The organism is Siphonobacter sp. SORGH_AS_0500 (assembly GCF_002838835.1).
In the GTDB taxonomy this organism is placed as follows: Bacteria; Bacteroidota; Bacteroidia; order Cytophagales; family Spirosomataceae; genus Siphonobacter.
Genome location: NZ_NHPP01000023.1, coordinates 51,433 through 69,647, shown reverse-complemented (window position 1 = coordinate 69,647; position 18,215 = coordinate 51,433). Strand labels below are relative to the sequence as shown.

Genomic DNA, 18,215 nt, shown 5'->3' with positions numbered 1-18,215 from the left:
GGATTGGTCGTCTCACAATCCACAAGTTTGCGTACAAATGGCTAGTGAGACACCAGGCCACGGCGGGGATTATTCCTATCGCCCGACTAGACGCCATCTCATCGCATTTCTACAGATTTTTTTTCATGCAAACGCTATTATCCATGCCTATATACTGACCGTAGTTAGGAATGGGTTGGTAGCCACTACGGGTATAAAGAGCAATAGCTGGTTGCTGGCGTTTTCCCGTTTCCAGTACGCAGTATTCATACCCCAATGCTTTTGCCCAGGTTTCCAGTTCCGTTAAAATCTGAGGAGCAATCCGTTCGCCGCGGCGTCGGCCTTCACGAACATTCGTTTTACTTCAGCAGATTGCTCGTCAAAGGCCTTAATAGCTCCACAACCTACCGGTTCATTTTCATCATAAGCGACGATAACCTCTTTGATAGAATCAACTTTATTGTATTGATCGTAAAACGCGTGTTCCTCTCCATCGGTGATGGCAAGATAGGCGTCGAGTTCTTTAATTAACAGTCGGAAATCGGAGTTTTCAGAATTGGTTCGCAGAAACGTAATCATGGTTTTAGTAAAGCCTGGGCGTTAAAAAAGGAAAGACATTTTCACTTTTGCGAAGTAAGAAGAAAAGAGTTATATACCCAAAGGCCGCCCGATTCTGGCTCTCAATGCAGCAGTAGCTCCCTAATCGAACAAATCCTGCCAAACAATCTTCGTTCGATGAGTCTTATTCCGTACGAATAGCTAATTTTGGGACCTAAATCGTACGTATTCCGAGCTGATGCCCGGAGCTTTAGTATTTACTCATGAGCCAGGATTTCCTCCGTATAGCCGTTCAAAAGTCCGGTCGCCTCAGCGAAGACTCTCTTTCCTTATTTAAAGAATGTGGAATCAAGTTCGATTCCAAAGCCGGAAAACTCAAGACCACTGCCAGCAATTTCCCCGCTGAATTTCTCTTCCTTCGGGATGATGATATTCCCGGTTACGTAGAAGACGGCGTGGCCGATATCGGAATTGTGGGCGAAAACGTACAGGTAGAAACTGGACGTAAGGTAGACATCGCCAAGAAGTTAGGTTTCTCTAAATGCCGTTTATCCATTGCTATCCCTCGCGGCGATAGTTATGAAGGGGTAAAAGACTTGCATGGCAAAAGCATCGCCACCAGTTACCCCGTCATTCTGGGTAACTTCCTGAAAGAGAACGAAATCGAAGCCGAAATTCACGAAATCAGTGGTTCGGTAGAAATCGCTCCCAGCATAGGCTTGACCCACGCGGTTTGTGATATCGTTTCTTCCGGCAGCACGTTACTAGCTAATGGCCTTTCGGAAGTGGAAGTGATCTTCCGTTCGGAAGCGGTAATGATTGCCAATACTTCGCTCAGTGAAGAGAAGAAGGCGATTCTTTCGAAATTGCTGTTCCGTATTCAGGCCGTTCAGACAGCCAAGAATAATAAATATGTAGTACTGAATGCCCCTAATGAGAAGCTTGATGCCATTACGGCTCTGCTTCCCGGCATGAAAGCTCCAACCATTGTTCCGTTGGGAACGGAAGGCTGGTCTGCTGTTCATTCGGTATTAAGCGAAGAAGATTTCTGGGATAAAATTGATGCCCTGCGTCTGGCCGGAGCCGAAGGAATTCTGGTCGTGCCGATTGAAAAGATGATTTACTAGTTTCGAACGCATACACTCATGCAACTTATTCGTTATCCCGAACCGGAAACCTGGGGCTCCGTTTTAGCTCGTCCGGTGCAGCAAATGGCTCAGATTGAGCAGTTGGTTCAACCCATTTTGCAGCACGTCCGGGATCATGGCGATGCAGCCCTGCGGGAATACGCATTAAAATTTGATCAGGTTCAACTGGATCGTCTGGATGTTCCTCTGGACGTAATAGAAGCGGCCGAACATCTGCTTTCTGCCGAACTGAAAGAAGCCATCCAGCAGGCGGCTTCCAATATTGTTACCTTCCACTCAGCCCAACGGCAGTTACCCGAGAAGATTGAGACCATGCCCGGCGTGACCTGCTGGCGTAAATCAATCGGCATCGAGAAAGTTGGAATTTACATTCCCGGCGGCACGGCTCCCTTATTTAGCACAGTGCTGATGTTGGGCATTCCGGCTCAGTTGGCGGGTTGTAAGGAGATTGTCTTATGCTCACCCAGTCAGCACCCCGCCATTCTTTACGCGGCCAAGCTGGTGGGGGTCACCAGGGTATATAACATCGGAGGAGCCCAGGCCATTGCGGCCATGGCTTACGGCACAGAAAGTATCCCTCAGGTATATAAGATTTTCGGGCCGGGGAATCAGTTTGTAACGGCAGCGAAAATGCTGGTGGCTAAAGAAGGTATCGCGATTGATATGCCCGCTGGCCCGAGTGAGGTCGCCATATTTGCCGATGAATCCGCAAATCCCGCTTTTGTTGCGGCTGATTTGTTATCACAGGCAGAACACGGTAAAGACAGTCAGGTATTACTGGTTTCTACTTCAGAAGAAGTATTAACCCGTAGTATGGAGGAAGTAACAAAGCAGGTTCGGGAGTTACCCCGCGAAGATTTTGCCACGCCGGCTCTCGAAAACTCTAAAGCCATTCTGGTAAAAGACGAACGTGAAGCCCTTGATTTATTAAATGCTTACGCGGCAGAACACTTGATTCTGTCCGTAGAAAATGCCGAGGCTTTATCCGAGGAAATTACCAACGCAGGTTCAATTTTTCTGGGTCATTACACGCCAGAATCTGCGGGCGATTACGCTTCGGGAACGAATCACACCTTACCTACGAACGGTTACGCCCGGGCGTATTCCGGTGTTTCGCTGGATAGTTTCGTGAAGAAAATTACGGTACAATCCATTTCGCAGGAAGGACTGAAAAATATCGGTTCTACCATCATGGAAATGGCCGCCGCCGAGTCCCTCGACGCCCACAAAAAAGCCGTAGAAATTCGACTGAAAGAGTTGGGCTAGTTTTCAGTTGACGGTTTTCTGTTTTCAGTTTTTAGTCATTAAAAAATGATTTCAGTAAACCTGGCAGGTAGCACTGTAAACTGAAAACTATAAACTGAAAACAGAACATGTTTATTCTAGAAAAACTAATACGTCCGCACTTGCTGGCTTTGACGCCTTACTCTTCCGCTCGGGACGAGTATAGTGGCAAAGAAGGCGTGTTTCTGGATGCCAACGAAAACCCGCTGGGTTCTTCGACTAATGAAAATTTTAACCGTTATCCTGATCCGTACCAATGGGCGGTAAAGGAGAAACTGGCTCCGATCAAAGGCGTTCGTACGAGTCAGATTTTATTAGGAAATGGCTCTGATGAGCCCATTGACCTTTTGGTTCGGGCTTTTGCTGAGCCAAAAGAAGATCATATTCTGATTCTGCCACCTACGTACGGGATGTATGAGGTTTCGGCCAATATCCAGAATGTGGCGGTAAAAAAAGTGCCTTTAACTACCAACTTCCAGATTGATGTGGATGCCGTTCTGGCAGCGGTAGAAGAGCATACCAAGATTATCTGGTTATGTTCGCCTAATAATCCCTCGGGCAACCTGCTGCGTCGGGAGGATATTTTGCGAATTATTGAAGGAACGTCGTGTATCGTGGTGGTGGATGAAGCCTATATTGACTTCGCTGCCGATGCGACCATGGTTCCTTTACTCAATCAATATCCTAATCTGGTGGTGTTACAGACGTTCTCCAAAGCTTGGGGACTGGCTGGTTTACGCGTGGGGATGTGTTTTGCCAGCGAAGCGATCATTGCTCTGCTGAACAAAATCAAATCGCCTTATAATATCAGTAGCATGACCCAGCGGTTGTTACTTGAAGCCCTGGATCATGTCGAGAAGAAAAACGAAATGGTGGAAGTAATTGCCGTGAACCGTACGCGGTTACGCGAGCGTCTGGAAGCCCTGCCGAATGTTGAACACGTATTTCCGACGGACTCTAACCAACTGTTAGTCAAGTTTCAGGATTCGGCGGCTGTTTTTTCTTACCTGCTTGAACACAAAATTATCGTTAGAGATCGTTCTAAAGTCAAACACTGCGACAATTGCCTCCGAATTTCGGTCGGCACTCAGGAGGAAGATGATGTATTGATGCAATCATTACAACAATTTGCTCGGGAGCTTGTCCATAGTTAATGTTAGTTTTGCTTGTGTGTTGTGAAGGAGATCTGTCTCGGGTCTCCTTCACTGTATGCAAGGTTTCCTCCAGCCGAATCACCTATCAAATTGGTCCATGAAAGCATTCATTATCTCTGCATTGGTAACCCTAGGCTTGGTTACTTCTTCCCTTGAAAGTAAAGCCCAGGAAATCAACACCTCTCCCCAACGCAAGTATGCGGTTGGCTTTAAAGTAGGAGAACCTCTGGGCCTGAATGCCCGTATTTATACCCGAAACAACCGTGGTCTGGATCTAAGCTTTGGTACGTACGGAATGCTTTGGGGCAGTAACCGTAAGTATGGCCCACACGGCAGATTCAAGAATACAGGCTGGGCCTTAAGTGCCAATTATATCTTTCACACGGACAACGAAGGAAAAAACTTTCAGGCTTATTACGGCTTTGGTGGTCAGCTAACCAGTCGCCGGAGTTACCCTGAACGTCTGGCCGTGATTAATGGTTACGAAAACCGGACGGGTATTGGAGCGAGTGGTTTGGCTGGTGTAGAATACTTCCTGCCTCAGTCGCCCTTGTCTATCTTCGTCGATGCCGGTTTGTACCTGGAAGTGATTCCCGTTCCGGCATTCATGCACGTGCAGGCTGGTATTGGAACCCGATTTAATTTCTAATATTAGGTTAGACAGGTAGGAACCTGCCTTATTGTAGGAACCAGTTGGATAAAACCACGGCCCAAGTAGAGACGCGACTTTATCGCGTCTGGGTAAGAGGCGGTTTTGTTACCTTGACGCCATGTTTGGTGTCTCACCAAACACAGTTGCGTATAAATGACTGGTAAGACACCAGCCGTGGCGGGGTTCTTTCCATCCCCCAGCCAGACGCGACTTTATCGCGTCTTTACCATTTCAATAACTAAAATTTCTGGTTAAACTGTGTACATCACAGCTTCCTATACCTATTTATTTGAAATATCATTTTTAGACAGTCTCTAAGATTTTCAAGAGAAAGTAACAGGAATTGTAGGAAAGCATTGTAAATTCATAGTTCATACAAGCTAAGCAGGCTCAGCCTGCTTTTTTCTTCATTAATGTTTACCATCTATGCTGCCTCTGCTGGTTCTGGAAAGACCTTCACGCTAACGAAAGAATTTTTAAAGCTTGCCCTAGCCGATCATCCTGATCTTGAAGAAGAGGGAAAATGGAAATTCAGTCCGTATTACTTTCAGCATATTCTGGCGGTAACCTTTACCAACGATGCCGCTCACGAAATGAAGAAGCGGATTCTGGATACCTTGCTGGATTTAAAAAAGTATCAGGATCTTGACCCCGCCCGTCAGAAAAAAGTAAAGGCTTTGCGGGAGTTACTATTGGTCGAAATCACGGATCCTATCACGGGTGCGGGGATCAGCGAAGCAGAATTACAACGACGGGCCGCCCAGACTTTTCAGGTGTTACTCCATCAGTATGGACGCTTGTCGGTATCGACCATCGACAGTTTTACGCAACGCGTAGTATCCGCTTTTACGGAAGAATTAGGCATTCCTTATAACTTCGAAGTAAGCCTCGAATCGGACGTACTGGTGGCGGCTGGTGTGGAGCAGTTACTTTCCAAAGTAGGCCAGTCGGAGTTTAATCAGTTAACGCTGGTGCTGGAAGAATTAGTGGCAGAACTAGCCGATCAGGGGAAGAGCTGGAAGTCGCTTCAAACGGAGTTATTATCCGTCGGAAAAAAAATACTGGACGATAAGCACCGCGATGCCTTAAAGAAACTGGAAGATTTAAGCATAGCCGATTTCTGGGAAATTCGAAAGAAAATACGGGACTATTGTGCCTGCCAGGATACCGAGTATCGGCGTTTGGGGAAAGTAGCGGTAGAGTTAATTGAAGAAAAGGCAACTTTATCCATTGCCGATTTTAGTTATGGAGCCAACGGGGCGGCGGGTTTTCTCCAGAAAATTCGGGATGGCCATAAAACGTTTGCCGAAGGAATTTCCAGCCGTCTTTATTCCGTCGTTCGTCGGGAGCAAAACTGGCTGAAGGCCAAAGTCGCTTTACCCATCTTGTCCAGTTTTGAAACCATTGAATCGGAGCTGGAAGTGGTGGGGCGAGAGCTAATACAACTGCACGAATCCCAGATTCAGAAGTACACCCTCTGTCTGGAAATTGATAAACATTTGCATAAACTGGCCTTGCTCAAGCAGTTATCCGACGAAGTCAAGGCCATTGAAGATCATTCCGGGCAAATTCACATTTCCCGGTTCAATCAGTCCATTCTGAATATTGTCCTGGAAGAACCGATTCCGTTTCTCTACGAACGCCTCGGCGAGAAGTTTCATCATATCCTGATTGATGAGTTCCAGGATACTTCCCAGCTTCAGTGGCTCAACTTTATGCCGCTGATTGACAATAGTTTATCCGCCGATTACTATAATCTTGTGGTAGGTGATGCCAAGCAAAGTATCTACCGTTTTCGGGGTGGAGAAATGGAGCAACTGGTGTATTTGCACGAAGGTAAAGACCTTACGCCCATGTTACCCGCTGGCAATGAGATTAACTGGAACGTGGGCGACCGACTTTTAACGATTAAAGGTAAGCTAGTGCCTCAGGTGCTGGACTTTAACCGTCGGAGTTGTCGGGAAATTATAGATTTTAATAACGACATTCTAAAACATATCCTGGCTAACCAGGTGCCAGCAGATTGGGAGGTAACCCCTCGAATTTACAGTGCTTACGTTCAAAAAGCACCCGATAACCCCAAATGTGGCGGCCATGTGCAAATTGATTTTCTGGATAGTGAGAGATCAGCCACGCCCGAGTTTATTCTGAACCAAATCTCGGAATGCCTTGCCGACGGTTATGAGTATAAAGACATTGCGATCCTTTGTCGAAAGAACAAACACGCTCGTGAACTAGCCGATACCTTGACCTCCCAAGGGATTCGAGTAATCTCGGCGGATTCTTTATTGGTCAGTGCCTCACCAGTGGTTAACCTGGTTATTGCTTTTTTACGAGTACTGAATACGCCCGATCAGCCGCTGGCCAAATATGAAGCGGCCTATTTATTCCTCAAGGAAATTCAGGGGCAGGTTCCTGAAGAACAGGTAAACACCCGCATTCGCCAAATGGTGGAAGCACCGGATATGGGTGCGTTCTGGACCTGGGTAAGGGAAAAGGAATTGGAAAAAATAGCTGATTTACCGAAGGAAGTAGCCAGCACCCAACTCAATGCTTTTCTCATGCAGAAAGCCAGTCTGTTTGAAAGTTGTGAGGAGTTAATTGCTCGGTTCAAACTCTTTGATAAACCCGATCAAGCGGCTTATTTATTCCGTTTTCTGGATTATGTACAGGATTTTTCAACGCGAAAAAGCGGCCATTTAAGTGATTTCTTACTCGACTGGGAGCAGCAGAAGTTCAAGCTTTGCGTAAGCTCACCGGAAGGGGCTAATGCCGTACGGATTCAAACGATCCATAAATCCAAAGGGCTTGAATTCCCAGTTGTATTACTGCCTTACGCCAACTGGAGCTTTAAAAATAACCTCTGGGATGAAATCTGGGGCGATCTGGAAAGCATGGAGGCTGAGGAGTTAACATTGGTGTCAGCGGATGATAAACCATCCCGTAGTTTGAAAGTGGCTCCGTTTTCGGTTTCCCAACGCCTGGCAGCTACCCACTTGAAAGAAGCCTACGAAAAAGAAACAGAACAGACCTTTCTGGACAATCTGAATTTACTATACGTAGCCCTGACTCGCCCCGTCGAAAGGGTGTATATCTCGATGGAAACCAAGCTTTCGAAAAAAGGGGAGGTAACGGGACTAAAAGATACCGTGGGGGTATTCTTTTCGGATTATGTAAATGCCTGCGAAGGCACGCACATACTCAAACAGGGGGAAAAGCGAGTTAAGTCAGAGAAAAAAGAACAGGAAGATAAGGTGGTAATTACGGGAGTTATCACCCAAGATCGCCGGGGTAGTATGCGTCTGCGGCGGCAGAAAGATCGGTTAAGTGAGCTGGATTCTTTTGCCATGCAGAAGGATTGGGGGAACAAAGCTCACATCGTCATGCGGGAAATCAACACCCCTGAAGATGTCCCCATCGTAATTGATCGGATGCAGAAAAGGGGCTTACTGGATGAGACGCAGGTGTTGCGAATGACGGAAGCCATTAACCGGATTTTGAGCAAGGAAGAAATGAAACCTTACTTTGAAATGCCCGCAGAGTTTTTATCAGAACGGGAAATTCTCATGCCCAATGGAGAAGTCATTCGCCCCGACCGGGTAGTCATTCGTCCCGATCAGACCGTCGCTATTCTCGACTATAAGACGGGCCAGGCCAGGGATAGTCATAAAGATCAAATCAAAAAATACGCCCGTCGTTACCGCGAAATGGGTTATAAACACATCGAAGGCTGGATCGTCTATCTGGAATCCGGCGAATTGGTTCAGGTTAGTTAATGGTTCGTTTTCTGTTATCATGAACCACAGCGTTACGCAGAGTTTGGCACTGAGTAACGCTGAGTAAAACATTGTGAAACTCTGTGGTTATTCTGTAACGAACTAACTTTCCTTCAATCCTAAATACTTCATTATGAATACCGCAGTAGCGTTTATCTCAAGTCAGTTATCCCTCTCGGCTCGTTCGGTTGAGCAAACCATTCAATTATTAGATGAAGGCGGAACCGTGCCTTTCATTGCCCGCTATCGGAAAGAAGCTACGGGTAGTCTAGATGAAGTCCAGATTCAGCATATCAAAGACCAGTACGAGAAGTTTAAGGAGGTTGAGAAACGTCGGGAGAGTATAATCCAGTCCATTAGCGAGCAGGGCAAACTTACGGCTGATTTGCGAAAGCAACTGGAACAGGCCACAACGTTAACTCAACTCGAAGATTTATACCTGCCGTATAAACCCAAGCGTAAAACCAAAGCCAGCATTGCGATTGAAAAAGGCCTGGAACCTTTGGCAAAACTGATCTTCGAACAACGTGAACGAGACATTGAAGCAAATGCCCAGAAATTTATTACTGATAAAGTTCTGACGCTGGAAGAGGCTTATCAGGGAGCCAGTGATATTATGGCCGAATGGATTTCTGAAAATGCCGACGCCCGTACAGCCATTCGACGGGTTTTTGAGCGGGAGGCCATCGTTTATTCAAAGGTAAAAAAGAACAAGGAAACCGAAGGAGCCAAGTATCGGGATTACTTCGATTTCTCGGAAGAACTACGCAAAATTCCCTCGCACCGATTGCTGGCCATGCGTCGGGGAGAAGAAGAAGGGATTTTATCGGTGAGTATCACACCGGATGAGGAAAATGCTCTTAATCAGCTAGACCGATTGTTCGTTCGGGGGCAATCTCCCGCAAAACCTTTTGTCGAAGATGCCATTACTGATAGTTACAAACGTCTGATTAAGCCCAGTATCGAGAACGAATTTGCCAAGCTTTCCAAAGAAAAGGCCGATGCTGAAGCGATTACGATTTTCACGGGTAACCTCCGACAATTGCTACTATCTTCACCTTTGGGACAAAAACGGGTATTAGCCATTGACCCCGGTTACCGAACGGGTTGCAAAACTATTTGTCTGGATGCTCAGGGTAACCTGATTGCCGATACTGTGATTTATCCTTTTGATAAAAAACAAGAAGCTGAAGGTAAAATTCGTCAACTCATTGCTACCCATAGAATAGAAGCTTTAGCCGTTGGTAACGGAACGGCAGGACGCGAAACGGAAGATTTCCTCAAAAGCCTAAATCTGGATTTGCCCATTTTTATGGTTTCGGAGCAGGGGGCTTCCATTTACTCAGCTTCGGAGGTAGCCCGCGAAGAATTTCCCGATAAAGACATTACCGTTCGCGGAGCCGTGTCCATTGGTCGGCGATTGATGGACCCCTTGGCTGAGCTAGTAAAGATCGATCCCAAATCCATTGGTGTAGGTCAGTATCAGCACGATGTAGATCAAAGCGATTTGAAGAAGAGTCTGGATACCGTTGTCGAGAGCTGTGTGAACGCCGTCGGGGTTAACCTGAATACGGCCAGCAAACACTTGCTGAGTTATGTGTCAGGGCTGGGTTCTTCGCTGGCTCAGAACATTGTTACCTATCGCAAGGAGAATGGGGCATTCAAGTCCCGAAAAGAACTTATGAAGGTGCCACGGCTGGGCAGTAAGGCTTTTGAGCAGTGTGCGGGATTCCTTCGTATTCCTGAAGCGGGCAACCCTTTGGATAACTCGGCGGTTCACCCCGAAAGTTATGGCATCGTTGAGCACATGGCGAAAGATCTGGGTATTACCGTTAAACAACTCATTGAACAGCCCGAACAGCGAAAAAAGGTATCGTTAGCCAAATACGTTACTGAAAAAGCAGGATTACCCACCTACAGGATATTATCTCTGAGTTGGAAAAACCCGGTCGGGACCCTCGTCAGCCTCTGGCTGCATTTGAATTTGATGCTTCCGTTCGCAAACCTGAAGACTTGAAAGAAGGCATGATTCTGCCCGGAATCGTGACGAATATTACCGCTTTTGGTGCGTTTGTAGACGTTGGCGTAAAACAAGACGGCCTTGTTCACGTTTCTCAATTAGCCAATCGTTTCGTCCGTGATCCGAATGAAGTCGTTAAGTTACAACTACAGGTTCAGGTGAAGGTAGTAGAGGTCGATTTAGCCCGCAAACGGATTGCCCTGAGCATGAAATTCTAAGCTTATACAAGTCTTTTATCGGATTCAGGGATCTGAAAAATATGCTTGAAAAATTGTCGTTTTCAAAGCTGAAACATTACCTTCAAGCCGATAAGAGACTTTTCTATGCAAAGTTTTTTACAAGCCAACCACTTTTAATAAGTTGAAAATCAGACCTGTTCTGTGATTCGCTTTCATCATTTACTTAAACTTCGGCCTATGAGTTTTCGGATATTTCCGCTCCTTTGTATGCTGAGTATTTTACTTAGTTCCTGTGAATTATTTCGTACCACTACTCGATCAGCTCCGGCCACCCGGCAGACCGCTGGTCGTCCGGTACATCGGCCTGCTGCCGGTAACGCTGGTCACGTAGCCCGCTCGGCGGGAGGAACCGCTTCCAGTAATACGGCCTCCCGGCCTTATATTCCGATGACTAAAAAAGCGGAGTATAACCCCAAAGCGGTTCGTTACAACAATTACGTCGTTAATGACTTAATCAACACGGCGAAAAGTTACGGCGGAACGAATTACCGTACGGGTGGAGGCACCAGTGTGGGGCTAGACTGCTCGGGGCTGGTTCAGGTAAGTTTCAAACAGATTGGCTTGAAATTACCCCGCACCGCCTCCGAACAGGCTGTGGTAGGGCAGACCATTCACGTGAATGACTTACGCCCCGGCGACCTCGTTTTTTTCAATACCGATTTTAAAGGAAAGTCCATCTCCAAAATCAATCACACGGGCATAGTTACGCACGTGAACGGAGATCAGGAGGTTATGTTTATCCATGCTTCCAGTAGCCGCGGGGTCATTGAAGATAACCTGTACGCGGATTACTGGCAGCGGGGATTCATCAAGGCTACTCGGCTGCTTGACTAAGCCCGAAGTCTTTCCCAGTCGGGGTGTCTCTGCAGATAGATCCGAATAAAAGGGCAGTACGGCACCATTTTCAACTGGTTTTCTTCAAGGTATTGAAAAACCTTTTCAACGATGGCTGAGCCTACGCCTTGTCCTTCGTAATGCTCCGGCACTTCGGTGTGGTCCAGTGCCAGCGTCTGATCATCCAGCCAGCGGTAGGCTACAATAGCCATGTCGTTTTCAAGGGGTAACTCAAATTGTTGATCAGCTTCGTTATGGTGAAGGGCTATCTTCTTGATTTCCATAGAGATAAGTTGGTAATGCTCAAGTAAAAACGTTGAATATCCCTCGCTGAAAGGTGAGGGATATTTTTGAATCAGGCGGAAGGATAATCTACTTGTTCTCCCGTATGAATGGTGCCTTTGGGTTCACGCAGGTACTTCCATCCTTCACTTATAAATCCTGTTCCATAGCCAATCATTTGCACAAAAACGGCCTGAATACTGAGACTTGCCACTGTAATGCTTTTATTCTGTCGCCAGGAATCAAAGAAAATCATCAGGCAGTACATCAGTAATACCAGCACTGAAAGTTGAAACAAGGGTTTGAAAATAAGCAGCTGCAGCGGGAAACTGAAAATCCAGACGGTAAAGGCCGCCGGGAAAAAATGAACCAGCTTTAACGTATCCGGGAAAAAGCGGGTTATGTTAATCCGGGCCCGACCAAAGAACTTCAACTGGCGGAAGAAGGCCGGGAAGTTACTGCGGCGTTTATGGTAAATGAAAGCTTCGGGTATCAGGGCACTTTTAAAGCCCAAAGAAAGGGCTTTGATACTAAAAATAATGTCTTCACCCATGCGGGTAATGCGAAAGCCGCCCGTCTCTTCCCATACGTTTCGGCTCAGTCCCATATTAAAGCTCCGGGGATGAAAAGTTCCTCCGGCATTTTTCGCTTTGCCACGAATGCCTCCGGTTGTGAACAGGGAAGTCATGGAGTAACTAATGGCCTTCTGAATGGGGCTGAAACTGGGATGGTCGCGGTCAGGTCCACCAAATAAGTCCAGCTTTTGCCGATCAATTTCCCGATTGACAATTTCCAGGTAATTCGGTTCTACCAGAGCGTCCGAATCCAGAATAATAAACCAGTCACCCGTGGCTCGTTGCATGCCGTAGTTACGGGCAAAGCCCTGTCCGCTGTTTGGTTTTTCGTAATAATGAATCGCCATTTGAGCAGCAAACAGCTTGGCTACTGCTTCCGCCCGAATCTGGGACCCATCCTCAACCACGACCACCTCAAAATAAGGGTAGGTTTGCTGGGCTAAAGTTTCAAGTAACTCTGCCAGTTCGTCCGGGCGATTATAAACGGGAATAATGATTGAAAAACGACGCATAGAAAACGAAAGAAGGACAAAACTATAAAGCTTTGCCCTTCTTTGTATATGAAATTTTGAACGAATTACGCTCCGCCTAATACTTCGATCAGGGATACTTCGTGAGCCGCTATGATCTGGTCTACGATTTCATCCGTCAAGGCATGCGAGAGGAAGAGGCTTTCAAACTGCGAAGGAGCCAGGTAGATACCACGTTTGAGCATCGCCTGGAAGTAGGCTCCGAAAAGCGTCAAATCAGAAGCCTTCGCTGAATTGAAATCGGTTACTTTTTCTTCGTTAAAGAAAAGCGTGTACATCGAACCAATCCGGTTGATCGTATAGTTTTTCCCAGCTTTCTTGTTTCCGGCTCGTAATCCATTTTCCAGCTTGGCTCCAATACGATCCAGCTCGGCATAAACGCCGGGATTTTCATTCAGGTACGTCAACATGGCTTTACCCGCCGCCATCGCGATAGGGTTACCCGAAAGCGTTCCTGCCTGATAAACCGGGCCCGCCGGAGAAACGAAATCCATGATTTCTTTTCGTCCGCCGTAAGCTCCTACGGGCATACCACCGCCAATGATTTTTCCTAAAGTAGTCAGATCAGGACGAACGGAAGTAATGCCCTGGAAACCGGAAGCTGAAAGCCGGAATCCGGTCATTACTTCATCGAAGATTAATAAAATTCCTTCCTGATCGCAGAGTTCGCGAAGACCTTCCAGAAAACCAGGTTCCGGCAAAACCAGCCCCATGTTACCTACGACGGGTTCCAGGATGATTGCTGCGATTTGGTTTTTGTTGGCATCAACCAGAGCTTTAACTGCAGTCAGGTCGTTAAACGGTGCAGTTAAGGTATCATTGGCTACCCCCTTAGTTACACCGGGGCTGTCAGGAACGCCCATGGTTACGGCACCGCTACCGGCAGCAATCAGAAAGCTATCGCCGTGCCCGTGGTAACATCCTTCAAACTTGATCATTTTTTCGCGACCTGTGAAGCCACGAGCCACACGAATGGCCGACATGGTAGCTTCCGTTCCAGAGTTAACCATGCGAACTTTCTCAATCGAGGGAACCATCGAAATGATTAACTCGGCCATTTCTACCTCACGACGCGTAGGAGCTCCGAAAGAGAAGGAATGCTGAACAGCATCCGAAACAGCTTTTTGAATCATTTCGTTGGCATGCCCCAGAATCATCGGACCCCAGGAATTAATCAGATCAACGTAGGTGTTATCGTCTTCATCGACCAGATAGCTCCTTTCGCCGATTTAATAAAGATCGGGTTACCACCCACCGCCCGGAACGCCCGAACCGGAGAGTTCACACCGCCCGGAATGACTTCTTTTGCTTGCTGAAAAAGTTGTTCTGAATTAGTCATAGTATAGAGCTAAGCAGAGTAACCGAGGCATTTGCCTGTCTGGTACTTCGCTTATTATTTGACGGGAATGAATTGATAGTTACTGAATTTAAGAATCGTAAAGTTCTGATTGTCGTTGGATTGCCGATAATCGAAACCGCCCAGTGTGTACCCGTTTGTATAGGCCTGACTGTGGGCACCTTTTGTAAAGTCCGAACCAAATTTCCCCAGCATTCGACCAAAAAACAGCATGGTGTCATAGCCGAGATAAGCATAAGTAGAAGGGAAAAGGTTATACGTATTCAGGTATTGCTGACGAAATTCCAGCGTAACCGGTTCGGCATCGTTGGCGTACATGGAGTCAAAAAAATAAACCTGAGGGCCTTTAAAAGTGTAAGCGGATGCCGTTGCCATGTTGAAGGATTGATAAGAAACCAGCAGAGGCGACGGAAGCGTACTTTTATTATACCAGGACATCACGCTTGGGCCGGAATTCTGGTAAAGTGCCAGGATATGTCCGGGCTTTTGTCCTTTTAAATCCGTGGTAATCGTTTCGCTCAATCCGCGTTTTAGTCCCAGAATTTTAAATCCATTTTCTTTTGCCAGGGATGCATACGTAACCGCCAGCAACGAATCCTGACGACTGCTACCATAGGTGATGTAGGTGGTTTTAGGCGTAAAACGGTTGGCAAATTGGAGCAATGCTTTCGCCTGTGATTCGGTGGAAGGCTGGGTTAAATACGTCAGATTCTTGAGCAGGGAGCTATTGGTCGAAATCGGGTTAACGATGGGAATATTCCGTTCCGCCGCCCAGGCAGAAGCAATTTCGTAACTAATCGGATACAGCGGCCCGATTAATAAATCCGTTTGCTGAAATGGTTCGTTTCCAATGAGCCGCTTCATGCTGGCTTCTGAATTATCTACTTCATACGCCTGAATATTGATGGTAACCGATTCTTTCTGGAGCTTCTTTACCGCCATCTGAATGCCATCGTATAAGTCTATAATAAATTGATTTGAGTTGTTGGAAGTACCCAATTCATTGAGCCGGAATGGGAATAATACGGCTACATTATACGACTGTTTTTTACCTTTTGCGGGAACGTTAACCGTAGGCTTTTTCTCCGTTATCGCTTTTTCAATGGCTTTGGGCTTGATAGAAAAACGATTGATGAGTTTATCTGCCAAATCCAGATCGGCCTTGCTGGACGAGCGTTTACGAATGAGGTAAACCAGGTTTTCAGCGATAACAGGATCCGTCGAGTACTTGGCATTCAACTGTTTTAACGTGGAAATATCCGTGCATTGAGACAGGTAATAATTCTCCATCGTGCGGGCATCTTCCGTGATTCTGGAGTCGGGGAGCCGTTTGAGAGCGTCTACTGCCGGGATGTATTGTTTTTCTTCGAAGAGGATATTGGCGTAGAGGTAACGGGCCTCGTCAATTTTATTCCATTTGGGATAACGAGTTTCAAGCTGACGCAGATAGGAGCGACTTTCCGCAAGTTTATTACTCTTGAGCGAAGCCAGAGCCATGAAGTAATGACTGTACGGAACGAGTTCGTTCTGGTAACGGGAGGAAGTCAGCGGAGCAAAGTATTCACGGGCCTGCTCGTATTTTTTTTCGCGAATGGCCCGCTCGCCTTTCTGATACGCCTGTTGATACTCCTCAGGAATCGTTTGAGCAATGGAGGTGAGGGTAAAGAAAATTCCCAGAAAAAGGATGATGGTTCTACACATGAAAAAGTCTTTAAGCAAAAATAGGAACAGGATCAGTGAGGGACGCTATTTCTAAAAAGGTTTCGTGAAAAAGAAGATGCCATTAAAGTACAAAAAGCCCCCGACCAGTGCAGTGAGGGGCTTTTCGTAGCTTCATAAGCTGAAATTATTTTTTCTTCTTAGCCTGAGCTTCTGCCTGCTTTTTCGCCTCTTCTGCGGCTTTCAGTTGCTTATCAAGCATTTCTGAGAATTTCGAACGTTTTTTCTCGCCTGTAGCGATTTTACGACGGTTTTCATTCAGAATAGCTTTGATTTTGTCTTCGTCCACAAATCGCTTAATGATCTGCTGTTGTCCAACGGTAATCAGGTTGGATACCAGATAATACCAGGCCAGACCTGCAGGGAAGGAGTTCATAATGAAGAAGAACACCAGTGGCATGATGTAACCCAGCGTACGGTAATCCACCGGACCAGCCGCAGCGGGAGTCGTCTGGTTGTTATAGTACGCAAACAGAATGCTGGAACCCGTCATCATCAGGGTAAATAAGCTGATGTGATTACCAAGAACGGGCAATGAGAAACCGAAATGAATCAAATCGTCATACGCCGAAAGGTCATTTGACCACAGGAAAGGCTGCTGACGTAACTCAATCAGGTTTGGGAAAAGGAAGAACACCGACATCAGAATGGGCAGCGTGAGTAACTGTGGGATACAACCGGAAAGGGGGTTGACACCTACCTGCTGATACAGTTTCATTTGTTCCTGCTGCATTTTCTGAGCATCGTCACCGATCTTTTCTTTCAGTTCGTTTAACTCAGGTTGCAGCACCCGCATTTTCGCCATCGAGATATAACTCTTGTACGTTAAAGGAGTCAGGATCAACTTGATGATTAATACCAGAACCAGAATCAGAATACCGTAGTTCGAAATAAATCCACCCAGAAGGTTGAATAGGGGAACGAACACAAAACGGTTGACGGGTTTCAGGAAAGCATAACCCAGGTATACGTTTTCGTTGAATTCGGGAGCTACCTGCGAAGTCAGTTGGTAATCGTTAGGGCCAAAGTATAACTTGAATTTACCCTTACCCGCTGCCAGATCAGCCGCCGGGATTTGCACTTCTGCTTCCAGCGTTTTCAGGTTTTCCTGATTGTTATCAGGGAAGGCCGTTGATTTCAGCTTAACTCCTGAAAGATTAGTACCTTCACCTATCAGACCCGAAACGAAGTACATTTGCTTGAAGGAAAGCCATTTAGCGGGCTCTTCGAGCGTTTTTTCTTCCGTTCCTGAACTATTGGGGCTTAAATGATCGAAAGATTCGTCAGCAGTGAAGTAGTTAATGGTACTCTCGTTACGGAGTTTATTCACATCCTTTTCTGTCCGATCTACTTTGTGTGACCAGAACAGACGAGCGTTGCCACCAAAATTTTTAGCGGCCACGTCATAGGCGATGGAGAATCCGCTACCACCTAAGGTATAGCGTTGTTCGATGGTTTGACCACCCGCCAGAGCGAGGGTAAATACTACTGAACCTGAACCTGCTTCCGCTACTACCTGGCTTTGGCTGTTCGTGGCGAAAAATAATTGGCTCACGTCTACTTTACCGGGGCCATTGGGTAACTCAAGACCGAGTTTAGAACCTTTTTCGTCGAACAGGTATAGAGGTTTCTGATCGAAGGTCTTGTAGTTTTTCAGTAATACTTCTTTAATCTGACCACCCTTCGTGCTGAATTTGACGCGAACGTCTTTGTTCTCAAGGACGACATCTGAAGCAGTGCCTTTGGCGGCTGATGCGAATGTTCCTAAGGCGGCGGTATCAAGCGTGGCGGTAGGGGCGACGTTTTTCTGAGGGACTCCGGCTTGCTGGGGTTTCTGGGGTTGCGGCTTTTCTTCAGGCACCAAAAGCTGATACCCAAGTAACATGCCAACAATCAAAAGCAACCCAATGATGGTATTACGATCCATAAGGATGTTTTAAGTGGGGAGATTATTCGTCTCCGGCTGGTAATGAAATGAGACAATTTAAAAATAAGCACGCAAAGTTCGTAAACAATCACGAAAGCCCGACCTATGGATTCAATTTTTCCAGAAATGAATGGAAATTTAGTTTGAACGGTAAAGTCGGCACGAACAGAAGTCAAGCTTA

12 protein-coding genes and 2 pseudogenes are annotated in these 18,215 nt (G+C 46.5%); 7 read left to right on the top strand and 7 right to left on the bottom strand.

All coding sequences use genetic code 11. The features are described 5' to 3' along the window. Positions 1 to 109: 109 nt before the first annotated feature. Together BWI96_RS23485 and BWI96_RS23480 are read right to left on the bottom strand one after the other, a co-directional pair. The gene (locus tag BWI96_RS23485) at positions 110 to 256 is read right to left on the bottom strand and encodes a hypothetical protein (RefSeq protein ID WP_369804232.1); all 147 of its coding nucleotides are present in this window, start codon (positions 254 to 256) and stop codon (positions 110 to 112) included. Positions 257 to 282: 26 nt separating this feature from the next. Further along, a complete protein-coding gene (locus BWI96_RS23480; protein WP_369804231.1) occupies positions 283 to 558 on the bottom strand; it encodes a hypothetical protein in 276 nt (91 codons plus the stop codon). A 242-nt stretch (positions 559 to 800) separates the two neighbouring features. Between BWI96_RS23480 and hisG the strand changes: the two genes are divergently transcribed. The 7 genes and pseudogenes from hisG to BWI96_RS19795 all read left to right on the top strand — a co-directional run bounded on the left by hisG (position 801) and on the right by BWI96_RS19795 (position 11,644). Further along, positions 801 to 1,664, top strand: coding sequence for an ATP phosphoribosyltransferase (hisG, locus tag BWI96_RS19825; protein ID WP_106638255.1), 864 nt, complete (start codon positions 801 to 803; stop codon positions 1,662 to 1,664). Positions 1,665 to 1,682: 18 nt separating this feature from the next. Beyond that, positions 1,683 to 2,951 (top strand): histidinol dehydrogenase, encoded by a 1,269-nt coding sequence (gene hisD / locus BWI96_RS19820; RefSeq protein ID WP_106638254.1) that lies wholly within the window; start codon positions 1,683 to 1,685, stop codon positions 2,949 to 2,951. 107 nt (positions 2,952 to 3,058) lie between these two features. After that, positions 3,059 to 4,123 (top strand): histidinol-phosphate transaminase, encoded by a 1,065-nt coding sequence (gene hisC / locus BWI96_RS19815; RefSeq protein WP_106638253.1) that lies wholly within the window; start codon positions 3,059 to 3,061, stop codon positions 4,121 to 4,123. 97 nt (positions 4,124 to 4,220) lie between these two features. Then, positions 4,221 to 4,772 (top strand): hypothetical protein, encoded by a 552-nt coding sequence (locus BWI96_RS19810; RefSeq protein WP_106638252.1) that lies wholly within the window; start codon positions 4,221 to 4,223, stop codon positions 4,770 to 4,772. A 416-nt stretch (positions 4,773 to 5,188) separates the two neighbouring features. Further along, entirely contained in the window at positions 5,189 to 8,551 is a 3,363-nt protein-coding gene (locus BWI96_RS19805; protein WP_106638251.1) for an exodeoxyribonuclease V subunit beta, read from the top strand. A 133-nt stretch (positions 8,552 to 8,684) separates the two neighbouring features. After that, a pseudogene (locus tag BWI96_RS19800) lies at positions 8,685 to 10,789 on the top strand (Tex family protein). A 228-nt stretch (positions 10,790 to 11,017) separates the two neighbouring features. Further along, positions 11,018 to 11,644: a C40 family peptidase gene (locus tag BWI96_RS19795; protein WP_232793821.1), complete on the top strand. Its 627-nt coding sequence runs from the start codon at positions 11,018 to 11,020 to the stop codon at positions 11,642 to 11,644. On the opposite strand, the gene BWI96_RS19790 is transcribed toward BWI96_RS19795, so the two are convergent. From BWI96_RS19790 to yidC, 5 genes and pseudogenes are all read right to left on the bottom strand, one after another. Continuing rightward, complete coding sequence (locus BWI96_RS19790) at positions 11,641 to 11,928, bottom strand: GNAT family N-acetyltransferase (RefSeq protein WP_106638250.1); 288 nt, start codon at positions 11,926 to 11,928, stop codon at positions 11,641 to 11,643. The two genes, BWI96_RS19795 and BWI96_RS19790, sit on opposite strands and share 4 nt — an antisense overlap. 71 nt (positions 11,929 to 11,999) lie before the next feature. Beyond that, a complete protein-coding gene (locus tag BWI96_RS19785; protein WP_106638249.1) occupies positions 12,000 to 13,013 on the bottom strand; it encodes a glycosyltransferase family 2 protein in 1,014 nt (337 codons plus the stop codon). A 65-nt stretch (positions 13,014 to 13,078) separates the two neighbouring features. After that, a pseudogene (hemL, locus tag BWI96_RS19780) lies at positions 13,079 to 14,370 on the bottom strand (glutamate-1-semialdehyde 2,1-aminomutase). 54 nt (positions 14,371 to 14,424) lie between these two features. Continuing rightward, positions 14,425 to 16,089 carry an ABC transporter substrate-binding protein gene (locus BWI96_RS19775; protein ID WP_106638248.1) on the bottom strand — a complete coding sequence of 555 codons (1,665 nt, stop codon included), beginning with the start codon at positions 16,087 to 16,089 and terminating at the stop codon, positions 14,425 to 14,427. Positions 16,090 to 16,234: 145 nt separating this feature from the next. Next, the gene (gene yidC, locus BWI96_RS19770; RefSeq protein WP_106638247.1) at positions 16,235 to 18,034 is read right to left on the bottom strand and encodes a membrane protein insertase YidC; all 1,800 of its coding nucleotides are present in this window, start codon (positions 18,032 to 18,034) and stop codon (positions 16,235 to 16,237) included. Positions 18,035 to 18,215: the final 181 nt, after the last annotated feature.